General features: G+C 62.2%; 31 protein-coding genes. 25 read left to right on the plus strand and 6 right to left on the minus strand.

Features of this window, described 5'->3' with window-relative positions:
- Positions 1–10: 10 nt before the first annotated feature.
- Together C5P05_RS20620 and trxC are read right to left on the minus strand one after the other, a co-directional pair.
- Positions 11–379: a phosphomannose isomerase type II C-terminal cupin domain gene (locus C5P05_RS20620; protein WP_114971721.1), complete on the minus strand. Its 369-nt coding sequence runs from the start codon at positions 377–379 to the stop codon at positions 11–13.
- A gap of 84 nt (positions 380–463) precedes the next feature.
- A complete protein-coding gene (gene trxC / locus C5P05_RS20625; protein ID WP_114971722.1) occupies positions 464–901 on the minus strand; it encodes a thioredoxin TrxC in 438 nt (145 codons plus the stop codon).
- Between the two features lie 277 nt (positions 902–1,178).
- On the opposite strand from trxC, the gene C5P05_RS20630 reads away from it, so the two are divergent.
- The 19 genes from C5P05_RS20630 (at position 1,179) to C5P05_RS20720 (ending at position 18,387) form a co-directional block, all read left to right on the plus strand.
- A complete protein-coding gene (locus C5P05_RS20630) occupies positions 1,179–2,852 on the plus strand; it encodes a sensor histidine kinase (RefSeq protein ID WP_114971723.1) in 1,674 nt (557 codons plus the stop codon).
- A 144-nt stretch (positions 2,853–2,996) separates the two neighbouring features.
- A complete protein-coding gene (locus C5P05_RS20635) occupies positions 2,997–3,737 on the plus strand; it encodes a response regulator transcription factor (RefSeq protein WP_114971952.1) in 741 nt (246 codons plus the stop codon).
- Between the two features lie 231 nt (positions 3,738–3,968).
- On the plus strand, positions 3,969–4,610 hold the full coding sequence (locus C5P05_RS20640) for a methyltransferase family protein (protein WP_114971724.1): 642 nt from the start codon (positions 3,969–3,971) through the stop codon (positions 4,608–4,610).
- A 97-nt stretch (positions 4,611–4,707) separates the two neighbouring features.
- Complete coding sequence (locus C5P05_RS20645; protein WP_157979407.1) at positions 4,708–5,214, plus strand: response regulator; 507 nt, start codon at positions 4,708–4,710, stop codon at positions 5,212–5,214.
- 10 nt (positions 5,215–5,224) lie between these two features.
- On the plus strand, positions 5,225–5,407 hold the full coding sequence (locus C5P05_RS20650; protein ID WP_114971726.1) for a Flp family type IVb pilin: 183 nt from the start codon (positions 5,225–5,227) through the stop codon (positions 5,405–5,407).
- Positions 5,408–5,530: 123 nt separating this feature from the next.
- Positions 5,531–5,722 carry a Flp family type IVb pilin gene (locus tag C5P05_RS20655; RefSeq protein ID WP_114971727.1) on the plus strand — a complete coding sequence of 64 codons (192 nt, stop codon included), beginning with the start codon at positions 5,531–5,533 and terminating at the stop codon, positions 5,720–5,722.
- A 63-nt stretch (positions 5,723–5,785) separates the two neighbouring features.
- Positions 5,786–6,358: an A24 family peptidase gene (locus C5P05_RS20660; protein WP_114971728.1), complete on the plus strand. Its 573-nt coding sequence runs from the start codon at positions 5,786–5,788 to the stop codon at positions 6,356–6,358.
- Between the two features lie 55 nt (positions 6,359–6,413).
- Positions 6,414–7,772 carry an ATP-binding protein gene (locus tag C5P05_RS20665; RefSeq protein WP_114971729.1) on the plus strand — a complete coding sequence of 453 codons (1,359 nt, stop codon included), beginning with the start codon at positions 6,414–6,416 and terminating at the stop codon, positions 7,770–7,772.
- Positions 7,769–8,641 (plus strand): Flp pilus assembly protein CpaB, encoded by an 873-nt coding sequence (gene cpaB / locus C5P05_RS20670; protein WP_114971730.1) that lies wholly within the window; start codon positions 7,769–7,771, stop codon positions 8,639–8,641. Before C5P05_RS20665 ends, cpaB begins: the two co-directional genes overlap by 4 nt.
- 38 nt (positions 8,642–8,679) lie before the next feature.
- Positions 8,680–10,221, plus strand: coding sequence for a type II and III secretion system protein family protein (locus C5P05_RS20675; protein ID WP_114971953.1), 1,542 nt, complete (start codon positions 8,680–8,682; stop codon positions 10,219–10,221).
- A complete protein-coding gene (locus tag C5P05_RS20680) occupies positions 10,221–10,493 on the plus strand; it encodes a hypothetical protein (RefSeq protein WP_198674808.1) in 273 nt (90 codons plus the stop codon). Before C5P05_RS20675 ends, C5P05_RS20680 begins: the two co-directional genes overlap by 1 nt.
- 8 nt (positions 10,494–10,501) lie before the next feature.
- Positions 10,502–11,866 carry a pilus assembly protein TadG-related protein gene (locus tag C5P05_RS20685; RefSeq protein ID WP_114971732.1) on the plus strand — a complete coding sequence of 455 codons (1,365 nt, stop codon included), beginning with the start codon at positions 10,502–10,504 and terminating at the stop codon, positions 11,864–11,866.
- Positions 11,867–11,927: 61 nt separating this feature from the next.
- On the plus strand, positions 11,928–12,344 hold the full coding sequence (locus tag C5P05_RS20690) for a TadE/TadG family type IV pilus assembly protein (RefSeq protein WP_420130765.1): 417 nt from the start codon (positions 11,928–11,930) through the stop codon (positions 12,342–12,344).
- Positions 12,341–12,796, plus strand: a complete 456-nt coding sequence (locus C5P05_RS20695; RefSeq protein WP_198674809.1) for a TadE family protein — start codon at positions 12,341–12,343, stop codon at positions 12,794–12,796. Before C5P05_RS20690 ends, C5P05_RS20695 begins: the two co-directional genes overlap by 4 nt.
- Entirely contained in the window at positions 12,793–13,983 is a 1,191-nt protein-coding gene (locus C5P05_RS20700) for an AAA family ATPase (RefSeq protein ID WP_157979408.1), read from the plus strand. Before C5P05_RS20695 ends, C5P05_RS20700 begins: the two co-directional genes overlap by 4 nt.
- Positions 13,980–15,338, plus strand: a complete 1,359-nt coding sequence (locus C5P05_RS20705; RefSeq protein WP_114971734.1) for a CpaF family protein — start codon at positions 13,980–13,982, stop codon at positions 15,336–15,338. The genes C5P05_RS20700 and C5P05_RS20705 overlap by 4 nt, the downstream gene beginning before the upstream one ends.
- A gap of 12 nt (positions 15,339–15,350) precedes the next feature.
- Entirely contained in the window at positions 15,351–16,319 is a 969-nt protein-coding gene (locus tag C5P05_RS20710; RefSeq protein ID WP_114971735.1) for a type II secretion system F family protein, read from the plus strand.
- A gap of 13 nt (positions 16,320–16,332) precedes the next feature.
- Positions 16,333–17,271 carry a type II secretion system F family protein gene (locus tag C5P05_RS20715; RefSeq protein WP_114971736.1) on the plus strand — a complete coding sequence of 313 codons (939 nt, stop codon included), beginning with the start codon at positions 16,333–16,335 and terminating at the stop codon, positions 17,269–17,271.
- A 12-nt stretch (positions 17,272–17,283) separates the two neighbouring features.
- Positions 17,284–18,387: a tetratricopeptide repeat protein gene (locus C5P05_RS20720; protein WP_114971737.1), complete on the plus strand. Its 1,104-nt coding sequence runs from the start codon at positions 17,284–17,286 to the stop codon at positions 18,385–18,387.
- On the opposite strand, the gene C5P05_RS20725 is transcribed toward C5P05_RS20720, so the two are convergent.
- Positions 18,350–18,544: a DUF2905 domain-containing protein gene (locus C5P05_RS20725; RefSeq protein WP_114971738.1), complete on the minus strand. Its 195-nt coding sequence runs from the start codon at positions 18,542–18,544 to the stop codon at positions 18,350–18,352. The genes C5P05_RS20720 and C5P05_RS20725 overlap by 38 nt on opposite strands.
- Positions 18,545–18,564: 20 nt before the next feature.
- Positions 18,565–19,707: a class I SAM-dependent methyltransferase gene (locus C5P05_RS20730; protein WP_114971739.1), complete on the minus strand. Its 1,143-nt coding sequence runs from the start codon at positions 19,705–19,707 to the stop codon at positions 18,565–18,567.
- A 20-nt stretch (positions 19,708–19,727) separates the two neighbouring features.
- On the opposite strand from C5P05_RS20730, the gene C5P05_RS20735 reads away from it, so the two are divergent.
- The 5 genes from C5P05_RS20735 to C5P05_RS20755 are packed head-to-tail and all read left to right on the plus strand — an operon-like array spanning position 19,728 to position 23,189.
- Positions 19,728–20,522, plus strand: coding sequence for an SDR family oxidoreductase (locus C5P05_RS20735; RefSeq protein ID WP_114971740.1), 795 nt, complete (start codon positions 19,728–19,730; stop codon positions 20,520–20,522).
- A gap of 28 nt (positions 20,523–20,550) precedes the next feature.
- The gene (locus C5P05_RS20740) at positions 20,551–20,922 is read left to right on the plus strand and encodes a dihydroneopterin aldolase (RefSeq protein WP_114971741.1); all 372 of its coding nucleotides are present in this window, start codon (positions 20,551–20,553) and stop codon (positions 20,920–20,922) included.
- 13 nt (positions 20,923–20,935) lie between these two features.
- Complete coding sequence (ttcA, locus tag C5P05_RS20745; protein ID WP_114971742.1) at positions 20,936–21,883, plus strand: tRNA 2-thiocytidine(32) synthetase TtcA; 948 nt, start codon at positions 20,936–20,938, stop codon at positions 21,881–21,883.
- Positions 21,884–21,914: 31 nt separating this feature from the next.
- Positions 21,915–22,532 (plus strand): DUF4136 domain-containing protein, encoded by a 618-nt coding sequence (locus tag C5P05_RS20750; protein ID WP_114971743.1) that lies wholly within the window; start codon positions 21,915–21,917, stop codon positions 22,530–22,532.
- A 15-nt stretch (positions 22,533–22,547) separates the two neighbouring features.
- Positions 22,548–23,189, plus strand: coding sequence for a histidine phosphatase family protein (locus C5P05_RS20755; protein ID WP_114971744.1), 642 nt, complete (start codon positions 22,548–22,550; stop codon positions 23,187–23,189).
- A 23-nt stretch (positions 23,190–23,212) separates the two neighbouring features.
- On the opposite strand, the gene ruvB is transcribed toward C5P05_RS20755, so the two are convergent.
- Entirely contained in the window at positions 23,213–24,271 is a 1,059-nt protein-coding gene (gene ruvB / locus C5P05_RS20760; protein WP_114971745.1) for a Holliday junction branch migration DNA helicase RuvB, read from the minus strand.
- 252 nt (positions 24,272–24,523) lie between these two features.
- Here ruvB and C5P05_RS20765 point away from each other — a divergent pair, with 252 nt between their 5' ends.
- A complete protein-coding gene (locus C5P05_RS20765) occupies positions 24,524–25,660 on the plus strand; it encodes a carbonic anhydrase (RefSeq protein WP_157979409.1) in 1,137 nt (378 codons plus the stop codon).
- A gap of 25 nt (positions 25,661–25,685) precedes the next feature.
- Here C5P05_RS20765 and ruvA read toward each other — a convergent pair whose 3' ends face one another.
- A complete protein-coding gene (ruvA, locus tag C5P05_RS20770) occupies positions 25,686–26,261 on the minus strand; it encodes a Holliday junction branch migration protein RuvA (RefSeq protein ID WP_114971747.1) in 576 nt (191 codons plus the stop codon).
- Positions 26,262–26,302 lie beyond the last annotated feature (41 nt).

The raw sequence follows: 26,302 nt of genomic DNA on the forward strand, positions 1-26,302 counted from the left end.
TGTGAGCCGATTAAACACGACCGTAGTCATCGCTCAGGCGCACGATATCGTCTTCGCTCAGGTCGTCGCCAAACTGTACTTCCACGATTTCCATGGGCTCAGACGTGAGGTTCGCGAGGCGATGCACGGTGCCCCGTGCAATATCCACATGCCCGCCGCCCCCCAGCGTCAACACCTGCTCGCCCACGGTCACACAGGCCGATCCCAACACGACCACCCAGTGCTCCGCACGTTGATGGTGTTTCTGCAGACTGATTTGCTGCCCTGGCAATACATGGATGCGCTTGATCTTGTTGCCGGGGACTTCCGAGATGGTTTCATACCAGCCCCAAGGTCGCTCGGTGCGCTCGATAGTCTCGGTTCTAAGTTGAGTTGTCATGGGGCTCGCGCGTGTTCGCAAAGCCCCGATGCTAATCCGTCACAGCGCTTCGGGTTACGGTGGCGTTACACCGTGGAGGGGCGATTAAACCCCTTGCGCCCGCGTCCAGCGCACGATGTCGGCCGCACCCATAGCCCCGGCTTGGCGCGCCACTTCCCGCCCATTGGCGAACAAGGCAAGTGTGGGAATGCTGCGGATATTGAAGCGCGCGCCCAGATTCTGGGCGGCTTCGGTATCGACTTTGACCAGCCGCACTTTGGGTTCCAGCTGCGCGGCGGCCTGCTCAAAGGCGGGTGCCATCTGGCGACAGGGCCCGCACCACGGCGCCCAGAAATCCACCAGCACCGGGATCTGGCTGCGTTGAATATGACGGTCAAAATAGGCCTCGTCCAGCGCCAGCGAATGCGCCACAAACAACGGTTTGTGACAGCTGCCGCAATCGGGCGCCTGGGCCAGATTGTCGTGACGCACACGGTTAGTCGTGTGGCAATGGGGGCAAACAATATGCAGGGAGTCAGTCATGGAAACACCTTTCAACGCATCACATTGAGGTGAAACCGGCGGGCTTCAAGACCCGTAGCCGTCCAAGGCTGCAATGGACCCATGACATCCTACGCCCCGGTCTTTCGAGCAGCGCGCCCTTTTCAGACTCTTAAACAATCGTAATCAGTTGTTTCTCATATCTATCGCGCAATCTCGTCCTCTTTACCCAGGAAGCGATAGCTGTCCCGAGAGCCTTTGATATTCATCATTAAGTTACCAACAGTTACAAAACACACTCCAACATGCATCAACCATTATGGCGACAACAATCCTGACCCTCAAAGGCATGGCAACGTCCGACCAAGGGCCGTCCGTGGAGATACGCCGTTTCTCGGCCGGCATGCGGGTCATCACCGCGCTTCTGACCACGGCTCTGCTCTTGATGCACGAAGACAGTATTGACGTCCCCACGCTCACGGTCCTGCTCACCTATTGCATGTGGTCAGCGTGGTTACTCTGGGTCGAAGCCAGTGGGCGGGCGCGCCATTCGGCGCTGTGGCCCTACTGGATCGATGCCGCCTGGTCATGTCTGATCATGAAGCTATGGAGCGCCGGTGCCATGATGATGGTCATCACGCTGGTGTACCCGGTGGCACTCGCCACCATTGGTTACGGCGTGGGACAAGGCTTGCTCCTCACGCTGTTCGCGCTACTGCTGACGATAGGCCTGATAGTGGACAACAGCAGCGAGTTGATGCGCCGCCTTGGATGGCGTGAATACATGCAGGTCCTGCTCATTTTGTCCTTGGTGCCGGCAGCCGCGTTAGTCGCGCGGCCCATGGGTCTGCGACTTCGCTGGTTGGCGATGCTGGGCGAACTGGAGGGCCAGCTGGATCCACGCCGCGGCCTCGATTCAACCTGCGCCGAGCTGGGAGAACACCTGCGCAATGCCACGCAGGCCGACGTCGTGGCGCTCGTGCTACCGAGCAGCCTGGGCGCACCCGCGATGATCGTCAGCCGCGAAGACGGCTGCTTTCGCGCTACAACAGAGGTGCACGCGCGCCTCGAACACTTGTTGGTGCAGGCGCCGGTCTGCCCGATGAGCTACGTCAAACGTCCGTGGTGGGATCTGCGGTCGAGTACGCGGCTGCACGCCGACCTGCCCTTACCCGACGGTCTCTCGACCCATCTAGCCGAACTGGCGCTGACACTTGACGTGCGCAACCTCCACATCGTGCCCTTGACCCGCTATGCCCGTCAGCACGGTCACTTCCTGGCCGGCTATCACGGCAAGCGCGCACCCGTATACGACGTCGTGGCCTTGGCCGACGCGGCGCCCGACTTGTTGCGCGTGATCGAGCGGGCAACGCTGGTCGACCAGTTGCAGGAAGAAAGCGCTGGCCACGAACGCGCACGCATTGGCCGGGACCTGCACGACAGCGCGATCCAGCCCTACCTCGGGCTGAAGTACGCCGTCGAATCCGTGGCGCTGCGCATTCCGCTCGACAACCCGGCCCGTGCCGAGGTCGACTCACTGGCGGAATTGGTAAACGGCGAAGTAGCCGCACTGCGCGAGCTGATCTCGGGCCTGCGCACCGGGAACGAACACGGGGACAGTACCCTCGTGCCTGCCGTTCGGCGCCAGGTGAGGCGCTTTTCGGTGCTCTTTGGCATCGACGTGGAAATCGACTGCCCCGACACCCTTGCCACCACGCGCGCCATGGCCAGTTCGATCTTCCACATGGTTAACGAGGTGCTCAACAACATCCGCAAGCACACCGCTGCGCGCCGTGTCTGGGTCAGCCTGTCGGTCGACGCATCCATGATCCACCTGGTTGTTCGAGACGATGCCGGCAGCATGAACGGCCGCCGGGTGAACGATTTCCGTCCGACCTCGCTCATCGAACGCGTCGCCGAATTACATGGCACCCTGCACATCAGCTATCCGGACAGTCTGAACACCGAACTCGTCATTCAGATTCCTCTATAGCGGAACTCAAGTGTTGAGAAAGTGGTTTATTCGCATGAGTCTCCCCCACGCAGGACCACATTTGATTTTCGTCAATTAACAAGTATCAATTTGTAACTCTACTCAGTACGTATGAAGTTCGATTTTGATGGAGAAGGAAAGACCATGAACTATGTCGATACCCGAAGCGCCGCACTCAATGCCCCGGCGCGGGCAATCCGGGTGTTCGTGGCTGAGGACCACCAGATCACACTCTGGGGTCTGCACCGGTTGATCGACGCGTCGAGCGTGCGCATGGAGGTGGTCGGTACCGCCAGTTCACGCAACGAACTACTGAACCACGACGCCGCCGCCACGGCAGACGTCATCCTGCTTGATCTTGATCTCGGGGGTGAAGACGCGGCCTCCTCGCTCGCCTGCCTGCGCCAGCGCTGCCCCGGTCGGATACTCATCCTGACCGCCTCTGACAACCCGGAACAGCATCGCGCCGCCATGATCAAGGGTGCCAGCGGCGTGATCCACAAGTCGGCACCGGCGGAAACCATTCTGCGGGCCATCGAGAAAGTCAACAACGGTGAAGTCTGGCTGGACCGCGCGTTGTTGGGCGAAGTGCTCGGTATGCTGACCAACGACAGCCCCACTGCCGCGCCGCGCCAGGCCGACCCCGATGCGCAGCGCATTGCCAGCCTGACGGCCCGCGAACGGGAAATCGTGGTGACCATGGTGCACCGCGCCGGTGCCAAACAGCTCGCGGTGGCCGACGAGCTCAACATGAGCGAACACACACTGCGCAACCATCTGACCACCATTTACAGCAAGCTCGGCGTGCGCGGGCGGCTGGAGTTACACGTGTTTTCTACGACGCATGGCTTGGGCGCGGCGACGGGCAGGCGGGAGAATACGTGAAAAAAGCGTGATAAATCTCCTAACCGGGGCGGGACAAACTACCCGTTGCGGATCGCGTAACCTCACTGGCATCTGATCCCACGTCTTCCTACCATGGAATCCTAAATTCACGGAGGATTCCCATGCGCATTGACTTCCAGTACGTTCGCACTGGCATGCTCCCTGGCACGATTGGGACGAGACCCGTTACCCTGACCATGAAATCACGATAAGCCCATCAACCGGCAATTGATGATCATGAGTGCAATATCATCCCGAGCCGAAGGCCGGCTAACTGAAGGTTTACTGCGCGCCTTCGCGTTGCTTCTCATGGTGTATGTCGTGGCACGCTGGGGCTACGCATGGTGGATCGACCCGGCGCGCTGGACCGCGTTGCTGCTACTCGTTTCTGAAGGCTATACGCTGATGCTGGTGCTATTGGCACGACGCGCCACTCATCGTGACCTGTCTCTCCTGGCGATGGTGGCGACTATTTATGCGGTGTGTTACGTTGCGCTGCTAGACCCGCTAGGGACGTCACACCTCGTGCCTGAGTGGGTTGGCGCCACGTTGCTACTGACCAGCATGGCGTTGCAGTTCACCGCGAAAATATTTCTAGGCCGATCGTTCGGCTTGCTACCTGCCCAGCGCGGCCTCGTGATGGTAGGGCCTTATCGCATCGTGCGCCATCCCATCTATTTCGGCTACCTGATCGGTCATATCGGTTTTCTGCTGACCAATTTCTCGTGGCGCAACGCCGCGGTGCTGACGTTGCTGTATATCGCGCAAATGCTCCGCATCCAGCGCGAGGAGGCAATGCTGGCCGCCAGTGATGCCGACTACCGGGGGTATCAGCGGCGGGTGCGCTGGCGCCTGCTGCCCTTCGTGTACTGAACAACGGCCTGCGCTTTGTTGCCCCGGGAGCAATCTCCCACACTCAACTGCCCGTTCCTCCCATGTGCGAAAGCCACAGCCAACCTACTATGCCAACATGTCGTCCCAGCCCATTGCCAGCACCGAATTCTCCCGACCCATCACGCCCATAGGCGTGCTTGTAGTCGACGATCAATTTGCAGTACGTGAGGGGCTTGCGCGACTGATCGCGTGTGCGCCAATGGCACTGCGATATGTGATCACTGCCGCCACAGCTGGCGAAGCCTTGAGCGCCGCCGCGCGACTACATCCCGACATCGTGGTGCTGGACGTTGACCTCGCCGGCGACGACGGACTGGCCCTCATTCCGAAGCTCGCATTGACCTCCGGCGTACTGGTACTCACCAGTCATGGCGATGCCGCCACGCGGGCGCGCGCCAAGCGACTCGGAGCACGCGCATTCATTGAGAAACACCAACCGGCTGCCGACTTGCTTGGCTCCATTGCCGAAATCTGCCGCCTGCCGACGCGGAGCGAGGGGGAGGAAACTCCCGGTAGGCCCGGGACAAGCTCCCCACTGCCGATGGCGCCATCCTCCGATGAAAAAGCATTGCGCCACTCCTAAAGTAGGAACCATGAACACCAGCAAGCAAAGTTTCACCCAAAAGCTCGCCGACGAGTCGGGTGTCACCGCCATCGAATATGGCCTGCTGGCGGCATTGATCGCGGTGACGATTGTTGGTGGAATCAGCGCGACCGGCACGTCACTCTTAGCACTTTACGACTACTGGAGCACGGCCGTGATCGCCGCGCTCTAGACAGGAAAACGCGAATCGCTGGCCGGCGTTACAGCAACAGGCCAGCAGGGTATTGATCCGACCCTTTCGGATCGCGGGCAGTCGTCGCAGAGCGTCGATTGATTTCTAAGCCTCAAGGAGTTCATCATGCAAATCGTTCAATTCATCCAGAAGTTTGTCCGCGACGAAGAAGGCGTCACGGCCATTGAGTACGGTCTGATTGCCGCGTTAATCGCAGTCACGATCATTGCTGCCGCGACGGTCGTCGGCGATCGGGTATGCGCCACTTTCAACACGATCGCGGTCGCGCTCGGTGGCGCTGCAGCAGCCTGCTAGAAGCAGAAGCTACTGCAAAAGCACATTTCATTCACATCGACGGCAAGCCAAAAAGGGGCAAGCATGTTTAACTGGAAGATTCAGTGTCTGCTCTGCTTGGCCGCCATTCTTGGTGTTGCCGTCGTCAGCGATCTCCGATCTCGTCGCATACCCAATGCCTTGGTTCTATCCGGCCTCGCGTTGGGTTTCTTCTTTCAATCCGTTGCTCCCGAAGGCAACGGCCTCTTTCACCGATCATGGGGAGCGATAGGTTCGTTACAGGGCTTTTATGGCATGGGGATTGGGCTTGCGATTTTTCTGCCCTTTTACCTCCTACGCACACTTGGCGCAGGCGACGTGAAGCTGCTCGCGATGCTGGGCGTGTGGTTCGGACCTCATCCAATGATCGGTATTGCTTTGCTAACCAGTTTATGCGGCGGCATCCTTGCGCTCGCCGTGGCATTGTGGACCAAATCACTGCGCCAGGCGCTCGAAAACATCCACTTTATGCTGACTGACACATTGGTGCGCGTAAGCGCGGAGGGACGCGCGACCGTGCCGACTCCAGCAAGGACTACGGGGCGCTTGCCTTATGCAATTGCCATCGCGACAGGAGTGGCATTCGAAGTGGTTCTGCTTAAGGGCTGGTACCGGTAAGCACCAACAGTCACATGCGAACCCACAGTCAACGACACAAAGCTGGAAGTTATCCATGAACCTGCTTCAGTTCCCCGCCGCTCTGCCGCGCACCGCGCTGAACATCCGGGCCGCTCTGCCACGCGCACCGCAGACGCCGGAAGAAACCGGCCTGTCCAGCACCTTCCTCGTCGAGCTGGTCGCTAAGACCATGTTCCAGCTCGGCCTGACCCGGCTCAACGAACTCAGCGCCCAGCTGTGTCTGTCCGGCACGGTGGTCGAAGCGGTGTGCCTGTTTATGCGCCGCGAATCGCTGCTGGAGGTCACGCGCCGCGGCCAGCACGAGGCCGATGTTCAGTTTGATCTCACGCAGGCCGGTCGGGCGCGCGCCGCCGACTGGCTCGCCCGCAGTTCCTACGTCGGCGCCGCGCCGGTGCCACTTGAGGTCTATACCGAACGGGTTGTGGCCCAGTCCGTCACCCAGCAGACCATCACGGCCAAACAGGTGCATGCTGTATTCGCGGACCTGGTGGTGCCTGAGCGCCTGGTGGACTTGCTGGGCACAGCCGTCAACTCAGGGCGACCCATTTTGTTGCACGGCCCGGCGGGTTCGGGTAAGACTTATCTGGCGGAGCAATTACACCGTCTGATCACCGGCGCCGTGGCCATCCCCTACGCCATCTGCGTCCATGGCGAGGTAATTCGCGTGTTTGATGCCCAGTGCCATCGCCCGCTGGCGCTGGACACCACGCCGCGTACGGCACTCGACAACCGGGACCGCCCTGACGCGCGCTGGATCTTGTGCGAGCGGCCCTGCATCGTCTCGGGCGGTGAACTCACACTCGAAATGCTCGACCTCAGTTTCGACGGCCGCGCCGGCTACTACGAGGCGCCGCCGCACTTCAAGGCCAACAACGGTCTGTTCATCGTGGATGACCTGGGCCGCCAGGTGATCTCACCGCGCGAACTGATGAACCGTTGGGTAGTGCCGATGGAACGGCGCCACGACCACCTGATGCTGCGCAATGGCGGCAAGTTCACCATTCCGTTCGACATGGTGCTGGTGTTTTCGTCAAATTTGCGCCCCGCCCAATTGGAAGACGCGGCGTTCCTGCGCCGCCTGGGCCACAAAATTTCGATCGAAGCAGTGTCACCAGCGGACTACGCGCTGATTTTCGAGCGCGCCTGCGCGGCCGAGGGCGTCGCTCACGACCCAAAAGCTTTTCAAGCTCTGGTGGACGGCTATCACAAGCAATCCGGCCGCCCGCGGCTGGCCTGCTACCCGCGCGACTTGCTGCACCTGATCGCCAGCCGCGCCCACTATCTGGAGGTGCCGGCGGAGCTCTCCGTTGAACTGCTCGACTGGGCATGGCAAGCATATTTTGGAAACGAGGCGCTGATCGAAGCGGCGTCTGAACCTGGGAGTCCGACATGAGATCACGTGGCCTACTGATGCTTTTCATTGCGTTCATCGCGGGTTTGGCTGCGGTGTTTCTGGCGACTCGCTGGATGCAGGGCCAGGGCGGAAGCGAGGGCCGCATAGCGGTGGCGAACACCGACATCGAACTCGGCGGGCGTATCTCTCCCGAGATGATTCGCATGGCCGACTGGCCCATGGGCAGCGTGCCCGCAGGCGCATACAACGAAGCCGCAAAGCTCGAAGGCCGCGTCGTCACGGTGTCGATGCAACGTGGTGAGCCTCTCATCGAAGGACGGCTGGCGCCAATTGGCACCAAAGGCGGCCTGTCCGCCGTCGTGCCCCAGGGCAAACGGGCCATGACCGTGCGCGTGAACGACGTGGTGGGCGTCGCCGGCTTCGCGCTGCCCGGCACGTATGTGGATGTGATGGTCAACACACAGGATGAAGGTGGCCAGCGCAACGATCGCGATCACTCGATCTCAAAAATCGTGCTCGAACGCATTCTGGTGCTCGCCGTGGCGCAAGAGGCTGACCGCGATTCCACCAAGCCCAAAGTAGTCAACGCTGTCACGCTTGAACTCACGCCCAGGGACGCGGAAATGCTCGACCTGGCGCGTAGCGTGGGCACGCTGTCCCTGGTATTGCGCAACCAGACCGACCCGAAGGCAGTTGACGTCACCAATGGGGCCACCAAGGCCGAATTGCTCGGCTTGGCCAAGCCCGAACCCGTCAAACCGGCCGCATCGGCAGTGACCGCAGCGGCTGCGCCCAAACGCCGTGCCGAGCCACGCGCCGCAACGCCTGTCCTTGCAGCGGCGCCGGCCGCGTCACGAAATTGCGTTGAGGTCATTCGTGGCCTGAGCAAGGTGACCGAATGTTTCTGAGCTGTCACCCACGAAAACACCAAACCGGGAGAATGCTGATGTCCTCGCCCTCACGCGCAATCGCCATCACCTGCATGGCACTGGCAGCGGCCCAGGCCGGAGAAGCCGCGCCGGCGAAGGCGCCCGCGCCTGTCGCTGCGTCGGCCCGCCCGGCGGCGCCCTCCACCACGGGGTTGTGCTCGCGCGTCAACATTGCGCCGGCCATACAGATCCCGGTCGGCAAGTCGACTATTCTGCGACCAAGCGCACCCGTCACACGCATCCTGCTGGGCAACCCCGAGAACGCGCGTGCCGCGCGCCCCGCCGAGAAGCCCGATACCAAGAAGGACGACGGTGTCACGACTCCAGCCATCAACACGCGTCCCGGCGTTGCCGAGGTGGATGTGCTGCTGCTCGCGCCCACCGAGGTTTATCTGCTCGGCAAGACCATCGGATCAACCAATGTCGTGATGCTGGACCGTGACGGCACCTGCACCGCCTTTGACGTCGTGGTCGCCATGGACACCACGGCGTTGCTGACGGTGATCGGCCAGCTCATGCCCGCGGAGAAAGAGATCAAAGTCACGTCAGCGTTTGATTCGATCGTGCTGTCGGGGGTGGTTTCCGACGGCGAGGCGCTGACACGGGTGACCGACCTCGCAAACGCCTATGTGCGCGGCCAGGAAAGCAGTGGCCAGAGCAACCAGCGCGTCGTCAACATGCTGGAGGTTGCCGCAGCGCAGCAGGTGATGCTTGAGGTCAAGGTGGCGGAAGTGTCGAAGGCGCTAATCGACAAGTTGGGGGTGCAATTCAGGGGAACGCAAACCAACGGCAACTGGACCTACAGCCTCCTTGCCGACTTCTTGACCGGTGGCAACGCGGTGGCGACGGCTATCAAGTCCGTTGGCGGCAATTCCTTGGCTCTGGATGCCCAGAAGGACGACAGTCTGGTAAAGATCCTTGCCGAACCCACGATCATGGCGATCAGCGGGCAGACCGGCAGCTTCCTGGCTGGCGGCAAGATATTCATCCCGGTGTCGCAAGACAGCAGTACTGGCGGTGGGCGCACGATCACACTGGAGGAAAAGGAATTCGGCGTCTCGGTCAAGTTCACGCCCACGGTGCTCGGCAACGGTCGCATCAACCTGCGCGTGCGTCCAGAGGTTTCGGAGCTGAACCGTGAAGGAGTGGGCATCGTAGCCTCGGGCGTCACTGGCACTGCGGTGCTGCCATCCTTCACTTCACGCAAGGCCGAAACCACGGTGCAACTGATGGATGGTCAAAGCTTCGCCATCGGTGGCTTGATAAAAAACAACACCACGACCAACATCAAGGCCTTCCCGTTCCTCGGTGAGCTGCCCGTGGTCGGTGCGCTGTTTCGCAGCACCGAGTTCCAGAGCGACCGATCGGAGTTGGTCTTCGTGATTACGCCCCGCCTCGTGAAACCGCTGCCAGTGGGCTACCGGTTGCCCACCGACGGCTACGTGCCACCGACGCGCAGTGAGCTGATGCTGGGCGGCAAGCTTGAGGGCCAGCGCAGCGAGGATTCGGCCGGCGGCGACAACCCCGCTCAAGGCGGCTTCGACAAGGAGAAAAAATAATGCGCACTTCGAACCTCATTGGCGCCGCAGTCTCCCTGCTCGCGCTCGGCGGCTGCGCGGCCACAGCTTCGCCAGACTGGGATGCCCGTTTCGGCGACAGCGTGCGAATCCTGAAGGCGCAGCAACTGATTGCACCGGAAGCACCCGCGCGAAATGCGCAGGCGACCCCCCGCACCGACGGTCGCACCGCTCGCGAGGCGATGAATCGCCACGTCGAGAGCTACCGTAGCCCGCCGCCCACAACCGTGATTAACATCGGCACGGGTCGCTAAGCGTCATCATGAATCGCTTGCATTACCGTCGTTTCACAACTCTCAGCCGGCGTGCGCATCAACGCGGTGCGGTGGCGATTGTGGTCGGACTGTCGATCGCGGTGCTGATGGGCTTCATTGGACTGGCACTTGACGGCGGACACCTCTATCTCACCAAGACCGAACTGCAGAACAGCGCCGATTCCTGCGCGCTCGCAGCGAGCTATGAACTCACAGGGGCACCGAGCATCTCGGCCGCTGCCTTCGATCGGGCCGAAGCCGCCGGCAAAGCCGTGGGAGTGAAAAACAATGTCGATTTCCAGGGTTCGGCCATCGCTGCCAGCGCCATCAGTGTGAGCTTCGGCACTGCGTTAAGCAGCGGCAGCTCTTGGGTTAGCGCCGCAGCGGCCTCGCCCAGCTCGAAGTATGTGCGCTGCACGCTCACGCGCGGCGGCATCGCGCCCTGGTTCATGCAGGTGCTCGGCTTTGGTAACCAGACCGTCAGTTCGCTTGCAACCGCGACGCTTGCGCCGGCGCAGAGCAATTGCGCCGTGCCGATGGCGCTGTGCGTGCAGCCTGGCAGCAGCGCGCCCGACTACGGCTACGTGGTGGGCAACTGGTACAGCATGGACTTCAGCGACACCGGCGGCGCTGCCAACTACACCGGCAACTTCCGCTGGATCGACTTCGACCCCAGTTCGACCACACCCGGCTGCTCCGGCGGCGGCGCCAACGAACTGGCCTGCTTGCTCGCCGGTGTCGGCCAGTGCAGCCTGCCGCCGCCGATCACGGGCAGCTGCGGCACCAGCGGCAGTGCCAACCCGACGCCCGGCTGTGTCGGCCAGAACGGCTCCATCAATTCAATGCGGCAGGCCTTCAATTCCCGCTTCGGCCTGTATGGACCGGGCACCCTCAACGTGAGCTCGGCGCCGCCCGACTTCACCGGTTATAGCTACAGCACCGAGAACTGGCCGCTCGGGCGCGATGCCTACAGCGGTAGCGGGGGGGGCGTGCCCAACTTCAAGTCCGCGCGCATTGGCCACCTGCAGGCCAACGACGGCACCGAAGTGACGCCCAAGGTCGATCCGCTCTTCTACAAAAACCCCTACAACCCCTCGTCGATGGCCCAGCACACCACCAACGGCGCCGACCGCCGGCTGGTGGTGATGCCCATCGTCGACTGCGGTGGCTTCGCCGCTGGCCAGCATGCACCGGTGCGCGCCTACGCCTGCGTGCTGCTGCTCGACCCCTACCGCCTAGACCCGGGCAATGTGGTCAAGTCGCGGCTCGAATACCTTGGGCGTTCCGACATCCCGGGTAGCCCCTGCGCCACCTCCGGCATCGCCGGCGACGCCAGCTCGCTGGGTCCCATGGTGCCTGCCCTGGTGCAGTAGCGAAATGTCCAATATGAAGACTCGGACTTTTATTCATTCATGCCAGCGGGGCGTGGCCGCCGTGGAATTCGCACTGCTGCTCACGCCACTGATATTGATGATCTTTGGCACCACTGAACTGGGGCGCGCGATCTACAGCTACAACACGCTGGACAAGACAGTGCGCGACGCGAGCCGTCACCTGTCGCAGCATGGACCGGGCGACGCGATCATCGCCGCCGAGGCAAGATGCCTGGCTGTTCATGGCACCACCGACTGTTCGGGGTCGCCCCTCGCACCCGGGCTGACAACCGCCATGGTGACAATTTGCGACGCGTCGCTTTGCCCTATCACGCATGCGAACCAGTTGACTGGTCTCGGCTCAATCAATCTGGTTACGGTCAGCATCCAGAACTACGCCTTCGACTCGGTGGTCGAGTTCGTGATTCCAGACATGACCTTCAATAATATTTCAACCACACTGAGGGCGCAGCTGTGAACAAGATCCGCCACTCTTCGCGCCAGCGAGGCGTCGCGACGGTCGAATTTGCAATCGTCTCGTCGCTACTCTTCACCATACTGTTCGGCGTAATGGAAATGGGGCGACTGCTCTGGACATGGAACGCCGCCACCGAGGCCACCCGACTGGGCGCACGCCTGGCCGTCGTCTGCGATGTCAATCGAAGCATGAATGCACCGATCAAGTCACGCATGCACGAGATGCTGCCGGCACTCACGAACGCAAACATCACGATCAGTTACCTGAACCCTCCGAATACTGTTGATCCTTCTTGTACCAACGCAACGTGCAAAGCCGCCCGCGTGAGCTTGTCTGGCTTCACCCATACCACCGTCATTCCCTTCGTACCCTTGTCGCTGACGCTGCCGCCTTTCAGCACAACGCTGCGCAAGGAGTTCATGAGTAGTACTGCCAATGAGGTATGTCCGTGAAGATCAAACTGATTACTCCCAACCCTGTCAACGCAGAGACGTGGACCAAGGCGCTGCGCGCCGAGCCCGCGTTTCATGTCACACCCATCGTGCGGGCGCTATGCGACGTGAGCGTAATCGTCAATGGCAGCCGTCCCGACCTCGTGCTGGTGGAGACCACCACACCGCAAGACTTCGATGCGCTTGAGCGGCTGGCGAATGGCAACCCGGAAATCGACTATGTGCTGATCGACAACGAGCTCAGCCCCGCATTCCTGCTGCGGGCCATGCGCGCGGGCGTGCGCGAGGTGCTGGCGTCGCCGGCGACGCCGGATGCGGTACTGGCGGCGCTGCGCCGCCAGTTGCGCAAGCGCGCACCGGCCGCCACCCTGCCCGCTACGCGCCATGGTGAAGTGCTCGCCCTGGTGTCGTGCAAGGGAGGCAGCGGGGCCACCTTCATTGCCGCCAACCTGGCCCATCTGTTGGCCTCGGGTGGCCAGCGTCAAGTCGCATTGATCGACATGAACCTGCAGTTTGGCGACGCCGCGCTGTTTGTCAGCAGCGAAACGCCCGTCAGCAACGTGGCAGATGTGGCCCGCAACATCAGCCGGCTTGACGCGGACCTGCTGCGATCATCGATGAGTGAGGTGGCACCTGGCCTGTGGGTACTGGCAGCCCCGGACGACCCGGCCCAGGCGACCGACGTGACGCCGCAACACGTGCGGCAGATTATCGAACTGGCACGCGAGATGTTTGACTTTGTGATCATTGATGTCGGGCGATCCTTAAGCTCGGTGACGCTGCAGGCGCTGGATCTGGCCGACCGCGTTTACGCCGTTCTTCAGCTGACACTGCCTTTTATCCGAGACGGCAAACGCCTGCGCAATGTTTTTCAGTCGCTGGACTACCCGGCGCACAAGATTCAATGGATCGTCAATCGCCACCATAAGGGCGACCAATTCACCGTCGATGACTTGAAGAGAACGCTGGCGATTGAGCATGTGATCACGCTGCCCAACCACTACGAGGCGGTTGCTGCGTCGGTCAACCAGGGGGTGCCGGTCGATCGGATCGCACCGAACAGCTCAATCGCCAAGGGCCTGCGCGAGCTCGCCGAGAACATCGCGCCACCTCCCCTCAACCAGGCCCGTTCAGGCTGGTTGGCGGGCCTACTGCGGGGTACTCCCGCCATGAGAGGAATGCCATGAGTTTGCGTGACAGATTAGGAGCGGCGACCCAGGGGTTTCCGCCACCGGGCGACGTGGTGCCCGAAGACGCGGGAGCCCCGACCCGCGCCTACCAGGAAACCAAGGCACACATTCATCAAGTACTGCTGGGCCGCCTCGACCTGGAGGCGATGGAAAACCTGTCGCCCGAGAGTCTGAAAGAAGAGCTGCGCCAGATGGTCGAGCGCCTGTTGCTGGAGGAGAACCTGGTTCTCAATACCGGTGAACGTCGCAACCTGGTGCGTGATATCCAGTACGAGATGCTCGGCTTCGGGCCGCTCGAACCGCTGCTGGCCGACCCCACGGTGTCGGACATTCTGGTCAACACCCACAAACAAGTTTATGTTGAGCGCCGCGGACGGCTTGAGTTGACCGACATTAAATTCAGCGATGACGATCACCTGATGAAGATCATCGACAAGATTGTCTCCCGGGTCGGGCGCCGCATTGACGAATCCAGCCCGATGGTGGACGCCCGCCTGCCCGATGGTTCGCGCGTGAATGCGATCATTCCGCCGCTGGCCATCGACGGTCCTATCCTGTCGATTCGTCGCTTCTCAACCGTGCCGCTGAAAATCACGAACCTGACGGAATACCGGTCCATGTCGGATGAGATGGCGCAGTTCATCGGTGCGCTGGCACAGGCCAAGATCAACATCCTGATCTCGGGCGGCACGGGTTCGGGCAAGACCACGCTGCTCAACATCCTGAGCGGCTTCATCGGCGCGACTGAGCGCATCGTGACCATCGAGGACGCTGCCGAGCTGCAACTGCAGCAGCCCCATGTGGTGCGCCTGGAGACGCGCCCGCCGAACATCGAAGGCCGCGGCGAGGTACCCCAGCGCGCGCTGTTGCGCAACGCGCTGCGCATGCGGCCTGACCGCATCATCCTCGGTGAAACGCGTGGCGCCGAGGCGCTGGACATGCTGCAGGCCATGAACACCGGCCACGAGGGCTCGATGACCACGGTGCATGCCAACACAGCGCGCGATGCGCTGGCGCGGCTGGAAAGCATGATTGCGATGGCCGGCGTGGACTTGCCCGCCAAGGCGGCGCGCGCCCAGGTGGCCTCGGCGATTGGCGTCATCATCCAGGCCAACCGCCTGAGCGACGGCACACGCAAGCTGACCAGCATTCAGGAAATCACAGGCATGGAAGGTGAGACGGTAACGCTGCAGGAAATCTTCATCTTCAAGCAGACGGGTGTCGGCCCCACCGGCGCGGTGGAGGGCTACTTCACCGCGACTGGAGTGCGGCCGCGCTGCTGGGACCGCCTGGCAACACATGGCATTCATCTGTCGCAAACCCTGTTCGAGCCGCTGCGGCGCGAAGTCTGAAGGAGAGCTGCCATGGACCTGTCCCTGATTCTCTTCGCGGTGGTGGCCTTTCTGGCGGTGGTGCTGTCGCTCGAAGGCGCGTACAACGTCTGGGCCTCGCGCAGCAGCCCCGAAGCCAAGCGCATTGCCGCGCGGCTTGAGGCGCTGGCCGGCGAGACACTGGCACAGGCGAGCATCGAGCGGGCGCGGCAGCAGTCGCGCATGCCGCGCCTCAACGCCTTGTTGGGTGGCTTGTGCACAGGCCAACGCATGCAGCGTTTTGTCGCGGCTTCGGCGGTGGAGACCTCGCCGGCTGAGCTGCTCGTCACGTCGTTTGCGCTGGGCGCCTTCGGCCTGTTCCTGCCGGGGTGGTTCGGCAAGCCACCTATCTTTGGCGCTGTGCTGGGGCTGATCCTGGCCCTGCTGCCCTGGTGGCGTGTGGCAAGGCGGCGCAGCGCCAGGATAGAGCGCATCGAGCGTCAATTTCCCGAGGCGCTGGACTTGATGAGCCGCGCGATGCGGGCCGGCCATGCATTCCCCTCCGCGGTCAAGATGGTCGCCGACGAGATGAGCGATCCCATGGGGCGCGATTTCCGCATCCTATTCGACGAGATGAACTACGGCGTGTCCACGAACGATGCGCTGGCGCATCTGGCCGCGCGCGTGCCGGTGCCGGATGTGAGCTACTTCGTGGTTGCCGTGATGATCCAGCGCGAATCGGGGGGGAATCTTGCGGAACTGCTGGACAAGATCGCAACCATCGTGCGCGAGCGCCTGAAACTGCTCGGTGAGGTCCGAACCCTGTCCGCCGAAGGCAAGCTGTCGGCCATCATCCTCACCGCCTTGCCGTTCTGCGTGGGACTGGTGGTGAACCTCGTCAACCCCAAATTCATGGCCGTTCTCTGGACCGACCCGACCGGTTTGCGCATGGTCGGCGTAGCGCTTTTCATGATGTTGATGGGCATTCTGTGGATGCGCAGCATCATCCGCATCCGGGTGTGAAGGAGACACGTCTATGAACCTGATCCAGTTGGCTTTTCTTGCGCTCGTTTTTGTCGTGATGGTCGCGGGCTTTCTCGGCGTCTTTGCTTTGATGCAGCCCAATACGGCGCGCCAGCGCCTCATGGGGTTGGAAACTGACGCGCCGGAACAGTCTCTAATCAAGGACCGCTGGTTGCACCGGGTGGCCAAGCTGACGCGCCCCATCAGCAAGCTCTCGATGCCCGAGGAGGGTTTCGAGAAATCGCCCATTAGGTTGCGCTTTGCCCATGCCGGCATCCGCAACGCTGCGGCCCCCTCCGCTTTCTTCGGCATCAAGACGCTGCTGACCGTGGGCCTGCCACTGATCGGGTTCGTGCTGCTCACCCTGGCGGGCTCACCCCTGAAGGGCAACAACTTGCTGCTGGCAATGCTGGCGTTGGCGGCACTGGGCTACTACGGACCCAACCTGGTTTTGTCGCATCTGGTCATGGTGCGACAACGCGAAATTTTCGAATCCTTTCCCGATGCGCTGGACCTGATGACGGTATGCGTGGAAGCCGGCCTGGGCACGGAGGCCGCGATGATGCGCGTGGCCGAGGATCTGCAATTCAAGAGCCCGGCGCTGGCGGACGAGATGCGCATCGTTAACCTGGAACTGCGTGCGGGTGCCGTGCGGGAGCGGGCCTTGCGCAACTTGGCGATACGGACCGGCGTCGAGGAAGTGGACGGTTTCGTCACCATGATCAGCCAGGCGGAGCGTTTCGGGACCAGCATCGCCGCGTCGTTGCGCGTGCACGCCGAGATGCTGCGCACGCGGCGGCGCCAGCGTGCCGAGGAGGCCGCCGCCAAGATCGCGCTGAAGCTGCTGTTTCCGCTGATTTTCTGCATTTTTCCTTCGCTGATGGTCGTTCTCATGGGGCCGGCGATGATCCAGATTTACCGCGTGCTGCTGCCCACAATGGGCGGGCACTGAATCGGAGAACACATGATGAACCCACACTTTCGGCGTTCACAACGCAGAACATTCACCGTGGTGGCCGCTGCGGTGCTTCTCGCGGGGTGCGCTGGGCTGACCCCGGCGCCCAAAACCTGGCGCGTGGCAGCAAACTACCGCATCGACAACGCAGGCACGAGCACCGAACTTGGCTACAAGGCCTTGGCACGCCAATTTGAGGGCGAACGTCGCTGGCGCGAAGCGCGAGACGCCTGGCGCAAGGCCGCGCTCGCGGCACCCGAGGACGCCGACATTCTGAACGCCCTCGGCCTTGCCGAAACCAGCCAGGGGCAGTACAGCAACGCCGTTGCGGCTTTGCGCCGTGCGGTGGCGGCGGACCCGCAGCGGGCTCAGTTGCTGAACAACCTCGGCTATGCCCTGCTGCTTGACGGCCAGAGCGTTGAAGCGAAAAGGGTGCTGCAAGAGGCACTGACTCGCAGCCCGGATCATCGTCTGGCGCGTGTCAACCTCGACCGCATTGACCAGGTCGCGGGCGGCGCGAGCCCGCGCAGCGTCGCTGATAGCTCGCCGCAGCCATCGGGCGAAGCTTCGATCCGTGCACCTGCATCCCACTTGCAAACGTTGCCCAACGTGGAGCCACTGCAGCTGAGGCAAGCCGGTTTGACCGAGGCGTCGGAGTTGCCCGCAACGGCAACGGCAGTTGCTGCGCCGAACAACCTTGCCACCGAGACGCAGCTGTCGGCGCCGCCTATGCTGCCGGCGACGGTGAGTGCCGCGACAACACTGCCACTACGCATCGAAATCGTCAACGGCAACGGCGTCACCGGTATGGCCACCTGGCTTGGCGGATGGCTGCGCGCGCGCGGTTTGGCACAGAACACCCTGCTCAGCAACGCGCAGCCATTCAACACGATGACGACCGTGATGCACTACCGGACGGGATATTTCACCGTCGCCAAGGAACTTGCCGAGCGCTTGCCGTATCGCGTCGAGGTCGCAACCGAGCCGGGTGGTGCAGCCAACGCCGATGTCAGGGTCGTGCTGGGGCGCGACCTGCGTACCGCTGGCGAGCCTGTAAAGCGCACGCCTGTGCAGGCTAAATCAACTTTGAAACCAGGCTGGCCAGCAGGCTGAGCACGATCGTGCTGGCCAGCGGAATGTTCCATTCGCGGCCCCGCAATTTGAAGCGGAAGTCGCCCGGCAACTTGCCAAAGCCCAGCTTGTGCAGCCAGGGCGTGAGCGCATTGATCAGCACCAAAGCGAGAAAGATGACGATAAACCAGCGGATCATGGCGTTCAGCAGATCGTGATTTAGAGCGTGTGGGTCCGGTCGCCCTGTGCGAAGCCCATGGCATCCCACGGTTCGCCCTTGTACAGGCCGATGACTTTGAACAACTCGCCCATTTCATGCTCCATGATCAGTCGTTGCGCCTGCACCCGAACAGTCAAGGGCGATGCGTCCAACCGGGGGCCGAGGCCGCAATTGATCAAGAACCGGGCCTGCGTACAGTAGCCCAGCACATTCAAACCCGCCTCTTGCGCCGCCAGGGCGATGCCGGTGAAATTGACGTGGGCGGTGATGTCTTTCAAGCCCACATCACTCAAAGGATCGGGGTCCGAGCGATGGCGCAGGTGGCACATCACCGTGCCCATGTGGCGCTGCGGGTGGTAGTACTCATGCTCCGGGAAACCATAGTCAATCAAAAAGGCGGCGCCCACGCTGAGCTTGTCGGCCAGGGTGCGGATAAAGGACTCGCCCTGGGGATGAATTTCGGTCAGGTAATCGTGATCGCCTTCAATCTCCACCGGAGGCCGAAGCTCGGTGAGGCGGTCCTGCCAGACCCACTCAGGCGCGACGCCGGCCGGCTGCGCGTCCGCAACTGGATCCCGAACCGGCCCCGAGGCCACGCCGCGCTCGTACCAGACGCCGCTGACCCGCGCCAGCAGCTTGACCGGCATGGCATCCAGCACCTCGTTGCCGATCACCACGCCTTGCAGGGTGTCGGGCAGTTCACTGACCCAACGCACGGTGCCGGCGTACTTTTCCAGTGTTTGCTGCTGGCGCGCACGCAAGCTGCCGGACAAATCAACAATGCTGTAGCACGGCAAGGGGTGCCCGAGCGCCTCCAGTGTTTCCAGCAGCTGCAGCGCCAGCGCGCCCGAGCCGGCGCCAAACTCCCAGACCTCGCCGGTTTGCGTCACCTGCAAGGCCTGCGCCACCTGCGCCGCCAATGTCTGGCCAAACAAAGGCGTCATCTCGGGGGCGGTCACAAAGTCGCTGCCGGCCGTGGGCAGGGTGCCGAACTTGGTGCTGTCATTGGCGTAGTAACCCAGGCCGGGCGTGTACAGCGCCAAGGCCATGAACTCGTCAAAGCCGATCCAGCCGCCGCGTGCAGCAATGGCCTGCGCCATATGGGCCGAGAGGGCGCTCGTTAAACTGTAGGGTGTTGTCATCACCGCTGAATTGTCTCCGAATGTCCGCACCCACTCCCACCCGCACGGTTCTCGTCACCGGTGCCGCCAAACGTTTAGGCCGTGAAATTGCCCTCGCGCTGGCGAAGGACGGCTGGCGGGTGGCGGTCCATTACCGGGATTCACTCGAAGACGCTACAAAAACAGTAGCTGACTGCGCACAGCTGACGAGGGGTAGCGCCGCTTTTCGTGCAAATTTAACGAATGAGACGGCGGTGCGGCATTTGCTGCCACAGGTAATTGCCCAATTTGGCCGGGTCGACGCGGTGGTCAACAGCGCCTCGACCTTTGAGCACGACACGGCGTCGACCTTCAGCTTTGCCGCCATGGACAAGCACATGCGCAGCAACACCGGCGCCGCCATTCTTCTGGCGCAAGCGCTGCATGCGCATGTGCTCGCGCGCGATGGCTCGGCCAGCGCGCAAGCGCGCCGACCCCTGGGCGTGGTGGTGAACCTGCTGGACCAGAAACTGTGGAACCAGAACCCGGATTTTTTCAGCTACACCCTGTCCAAAGCCGCGCTGGAAGCCGCCACCACCATGCTGGCGATGGCCTTGAGCCCCCAGATTCGCGTGGTCGGTGTGGCGCCCGGCCTGACCTTGACCAGCAAGCTGATCACCCCGGAAAAGTTTGAGGCGCTGCACCAGCTCTCGCCGCTGGGCCGCTCGTCAACGCCGGCCGATGTGGCTGCCACCGTGAAATTCGCACTCGACAACCAATCCATCACCGGCACCACCATCCTGGTCGACGGTGGCCAGCATCTGATGAAATTCGAGCGCGATTTTTCCATGCTGTGATGCCCCGCAGCCAACCCAACCATTCACCATGCCCCACACTCTTGGTCACCAGACCCTCACGCTCACCGGTTTGCGTTTTGATGCCAATTTGGGCATTCTGGAGCTTGAAAAAACCGCGCCGCAACCGATCCAGGTCGATGCCGAACTCAGTCTGGGCGCGCAGCCGCTGCTGCCGCACGACGACGACATCCACCATGTGCTGGACTACCGCAAGGTGCGCCAGATCATCATCAACGAATGCACCGCAGAGCACGTGAATTTGCTGGAGACCCTGATTGGCAAGCTCGCCAACCGCCTGATGCAGTTGCCCGGCGTGCTGGGGGTGCGGGTCAAAATCGCCAAGCTGGAAATTTTTGACGACTGCGAAGTCGCCATCCGTATTGAAACAGGTCAGTGGTGACAGGAGAAACAACATGAATGCCGTCTGGATTGACAACGAAACAAGCACTGAGGCGCCCGCGCCCAGCCTCCCCCTCGCCAAAGGGCTCAAAATCGAGCGTGAAATCCACAAGCTGGAAAAACGCCTGTGCCACCAGGTTGGCAAAGCCATCATCGACTTCAACATGATCGAAGAAGGCGACCGCGTGATGGTGTGCGTCTCGGGCGGCAAGGACAGCTTCGGGCTGCTGGATATCCTGCTTAAGCTGCAGGCCCGCGCGCCCATCAAGTTCGAGCTGATTGCCGTCAACCTGGACCAGAAGCAACCGGGCTTTCCGGCGCACATCCTGCCCAAGTACCTGGAAAAACTGGGCGTGCCGTTTCACATCGAAACGCAGGACACCTACAGCATCGTGAAAAAGGTGATTCCCGAAGGCAAGACCATGTGCAGCCTGTGCAGCCGGCTGCGTCGGGGCATTTTGTACCGCGTGGCCGATGAGCTAAAAATCACCAAGATTGCGCTCGGTCACCACCGCGATGACATGCTGCAAACATTCTTTCTCAACATGTTTTTCGGCGGCAAGCTCAAGGGCATGCCACCGAAACTGGTGAGCGACGACGGCGGCCACATCGTGATCCGGCCGCTGGCCAACGTGGCTGAAAAAGACCTGATCCGCTGGGCCGCGCACCGCCAGTTCCCCATCATCCCGTGTAGCTTGTGCGGCAGCCAGGAGAACCTGCAGCGCAAACAGATCGGCAACATGCTGCGCGAGTGGGAAAGACAATACCCCGGTCGCACAGAAACCATGTTCACCGCACTGCAAAACGTGGTGCCCTCGCACCTGATGGATGTCAAGGCCCATAATTTCAAGGACATCAAGACCACCGGCCTGCCCTGCGCGGATGGCGACAAGGTGTTCGACGAGGAGGAATTCCCGGTGGCCTCCTTGCCCAGCCTGCAGGTGCTCAGTATCCAATCCTGACGGGTTTGGCGCTATTTTTTTCGGGGGTTCCATGTTCAGATCATTGATTGCTACTTTCCTGATAGCACTGGGTTTGACAGGCTGTGCCACCACGCGGCTGGTGGACAGCGACGTGCGCAGCTATGCAACCCCACCCTCAGTGCCCGTCGGCGCCCATTACCGGTTTGAACGCCTGCCATCGCAGCAGGCCAATGCCGCACAACAGGCCCGGCTGGAAGCCATGGCTCAGCAGGCGCTGGCCAAGGTCGGCCTGCAGCGCGATGACGCGAGTGCCAGCTACAGCGTGCAGGTTTCGGTCGGCGTGAAAGTTGACCCGTATTCGCCGGGGGACGGGCCTTACGACGGAGGGTGGCCGGGCTGGAACTTTGGCTTTGGGCTGCACAGCGGCCACATGATGATCGGTGGCAGCCACCTGATGCACGGCTTTCCCGGCTTTGGTGTACCCGATCGACCTTATTACTGGCGCCAGGTCAGCTTGATCATCCGCAGCGTGAGCACCCATCAGGTGGTGTACGAGACCCAAGCCGCCCACGATGGCCCCTGGTCCGACAGCGATACGATTCTGTCCGCCATGTTTGATGCCGCCCTGAAAGACTTTCCCACCCCGCCCCAAGGGGTTCGCCGTGTCAATATCGAAATCCCCCGCTGAACCCGCCTCACGACCATGCACGCCACCCGCATCATTGCCATTCGCCATGGCGAAACCGCCTGGAATGTGGACACCCGCATCCAGGGTCAACTCGACATCGGCCTGAATGAGACCGGTCGTCAGCAAGCGCGACGCGTGGCGCGCGCCTTGGCGGACGAGTCGATTCAAGCCATCTACGCCAGCGATCTGCGACGGGCCTGGGACACGGCGCACGCCATCGCCAGCGCCACCGGCGGGGCGCTGCACGCCCACAAGGGCTTGCGCGAACGTGGTTTTGGCGTATTTCAAGGCAAGACCTTTACCGAGATCGAAGCCGCCTGGCCCGATCAGGCCCAGCGCTGGCGCAGGCGCGACCCGCAGTGGGCGCCCGAAGGCGGCGAGTCATTGGCGGCTTTGCACCACCGCATCACCCGAACCGCCGCTGAGTTGGCGGCCCGCCATCTGGGCGAGCAGATTGTGCTGGTGGCCCATGGCGGCGTGATGGACATGCTGTACCGCGCTGCCACAGGGCAGGATTTGCAGGCCCCGCGCAGCTGGGAGGTGGGTAACGCCGCCATTAACCGCCTGCTGTGGACGCCCGACGGACTCACGCTGGTCGGCTGGTCGGACAAGCGTCATCTGGACGACGATGAGTCGCTTGACGAAACCACCGCCTGATTGAACCCATCAGACCCGATTCGTCAGGCGCCAAACAGATCCACATCACTGTTGGGCGGTGTGACGCCCAGATGCCGGTACGCCGCCAGCGTGGCAATGCGTCCGCGCGGTGTGCGTTGCAGATAGCCTTGCTGGATCAGATAAGGCTCGATCACGTCTTCAATCGTTTCGCGCTCTTCGCCAATGCTGGCGGCGATGTTGTCCAGTCCGACCGGGCCGCCGTCAAAGCGGTGGATCACCGCCTCCAGCAGCTTGCGGTCCATCAAATCAAAGCCCTGCGGATCGACATCGAGCATGGCCAGCGCACGGTTGGCGATGTCCAGCGTGATCTCGCCCGCACCCTTGACGTCGGCGTAGTCGCGCACCCGGCGCAACAGCCGGTTGGCGATGCGCGGCGTGCCACGCGAGCGCCGGGCAATCTCGAAGCCGCCCTTGTCGTCGGTGGGCACCTTGAGCAGGCCGGCGCTGCGCCGCACAATCAGCGCCAACTCCTCGGCGCTGTAGAACTCCAGCCGCGCCACGATGCCGAAGCGGTCGCGCAGCGGGTTGGTCAGCATGCCGGCGCGGGTGGTGGCACCGACCAGGGTGAAGGGCTGCAGATCGAGCTTGATGGAACGCGCCGCCGGCCCCTCTCCGATCATGATGTCGATCTTGTAATCTTCCAGCGCGGGATAGAGGATTTCCTCCACCACCGGGCTGAGGCGGTGAATCTCGTCGATGAAGAGAACATCGTTCTTCTCCAGATTCGTCAGCAGGGCCGCCAGGTCTTTCGGCTTTTCCAGCACCGGGCCGCTGGTCTGGCGCAAATTGACGCCAAGTTCGTGCGCGATGATGTGCGATAGCGTGGTTTTACCCAAGCCGGGCGGGCCGAACAGCAGCACATGGTCCAGCGCCTCGTCGCGCATCTTGGCGGCGCTGATGAAGATCTCCAGCTGCTCGCGCACCTTGGCCTGGCCCACGTACTCGTCCAGCAGCTTGGGCCGCAGGGCGCGTTCAATTGCCTCCTCGTTGGGTGAGGCCGGAGCGGCGGACAGCATGCGCTTGGGCGGAGGGGGGGCGAAATCGTCGGTCTGAATGCTCACGGGGGATGGGGATGCGAAGTGGAGCTTCACTATAGCGTGCAGCGGACGCCACAGCTCAAGTACCGTCTTGAATCGGCCGATAACAAGCTACAACCCCGTCTTTGCAAAAAGCGGCCTGATCATCGTGAATATCCTCTGGGTCCACCCGACATGACTACGACTCGCCTGAAACCCCAGCCCCCAAGTTCCCGTTTTCAGCGCCCTATTTTGTCCTCATGGACGCATTCCTGGCGCCTCTGGCACGCAGGGGGCATGTCCTCTTGCCTGGCCATCGCCCTGGTGACGGGGCAGCCAGCCCCGGCCCGGGCCGCCGACCCTGCCGCAGCGCATGAAGTGACCCCTGCCGTAGCGGCCAAAAAGCACGTCGCGCCGGCCTCCGCAGGCAAAAGCGTGACGGAGCAGCTGAACGAGGCGGTTGAAAGCGGTGCGCTGATCAAGAAGCGCATCACCCTGGTGGTCAACGGCAAAGAAAAAAAATTCATCACGATTCCCGCCAAAGAGCCGAGCGCGCCAGCCGATGCGCCTGCCAAGCCAGCAGCGAGCGAACACCCTGCCGAGTCCGCACACGCAGCAGCCTCCAAGCGGGCTCCGGCCGCCGTCAACCCGCAGGCCAGCCGCCAGTACATCCGCGCCAAGGCCGCGGCGCTGACCGGCCATGAGGCGCCCGAGGCTGCCCCCCTGACCGGGGCTGCCCACCATGAAGGCGAAGTGCACTGGGCTTACACCGGCGACAACGGCCCCCAAGCCTGGGGCAAACTCAAACCCGACTTCAACGTGTGTGCCCTGGGCAAGCGCCAATCGCCCATCAACATCGAAGAGACCGGCACGCTGCAGGGCCCGGCCGAGCCCCTGCGCTTCAATTACCAGCCCAGCAGCGGCAGCGTGGTGAACAATGGCCACACGATTCAGGTCGACCTGTACGGCGACAACTCGTTGACGGTGCGCGACTCCACCTACAAGCTGGTGCAGTTTCATTTTCATCACCCCTCGGAGGAGCAGGTCAACTACCGGGGTTTTGCCATGGTGGCGCACCTGGTCCACAAGAATGCCGAGGGCCAGCTGGCCGTGGTGGCGGTGTTGCTGGACCCCGGTGTCGCCAACGCCCTGGTGAACAAGGTCTGGACCTATATGCCGCTGGACGCGGGCGACCGCGTGCGCATGCCCACCGGCCTGATCGACATGAACGAGTTACTGCCCAAGGATCAGCGCTATTACCAGTTCATGGGCTCCCTCACGACGCCGCCCTGTACCGAAGGCGTGCTGTGGCTGGTGCTCAAACAGCCCACCCCGGTGAGCCGGGAGCAGATCAAGCTGTTCTCCCAGTTGTTTCCCCTCAATGCGCGCCCGGTGCAAGCCGTGAATGGCCGGCCGATTCGGGACGCGCAGTAGGTTTTTTCAGGCTTTGGTGGGCCGGTCAGGCTCTTGACAGCGCCCGCAACGCCAGCTTGATGCCGTCGCTCACGCCCACATCGACCGGCAGGGCCTTGAGTGACACCGCCGCTTCCTTGTCGCTGTAACCCAAGGCCAGCAAGGCCTGCAGGATATCGGCTTGGGCGTCGTTGGCCACGCTGGCAGCCACACCAATATCCGGCCCCAGCTTGCCTTTGAGTTCCAGCAACAAACGTTCCGCCGTCTTCTTGCCAATCCCGGGCACCTTGATCAGCCGCCCGGCTTCCTGCAGCGTCACCGCCTGCGCCAGCTCCCCCACGCTCATGCCCGACAGCACCGACAAGGCGGTGCGGGGCCCGACGCCGGAAATCTTGATGAGCTGGCGAAAGGCCTCGCGCTCCTGCGCGTGCTCGAAGCCATAGAGAATCTGCGCGTCTTCGCGCACCACAAAGTGCGTCAGCAGACTGACGCGTGCGCCCAGTTCCGGCAGGTTGTAAAACGTGCTCATGGGCACATGCACCTCATAGCCCACACCGTTGCAATCCACCAGCACCTGCGGTGGATTTTTGTTGGCGAGCGTGCCTGTCAATTTGCCGATCATTTCTTGCCTATCATTGGTAACCCTTTTCAGGAATTATCAAC

It is taken from the genome of Rhodoferax ferrireducens, assembly GCF_003347515.1.
Taxonomy (GTDB): domain Bacteria; phylum Pseudomonadota; class Gammaproteobacteria; order Burkholderiales; family Burkholderiaceae_C; genus Rhodoferax.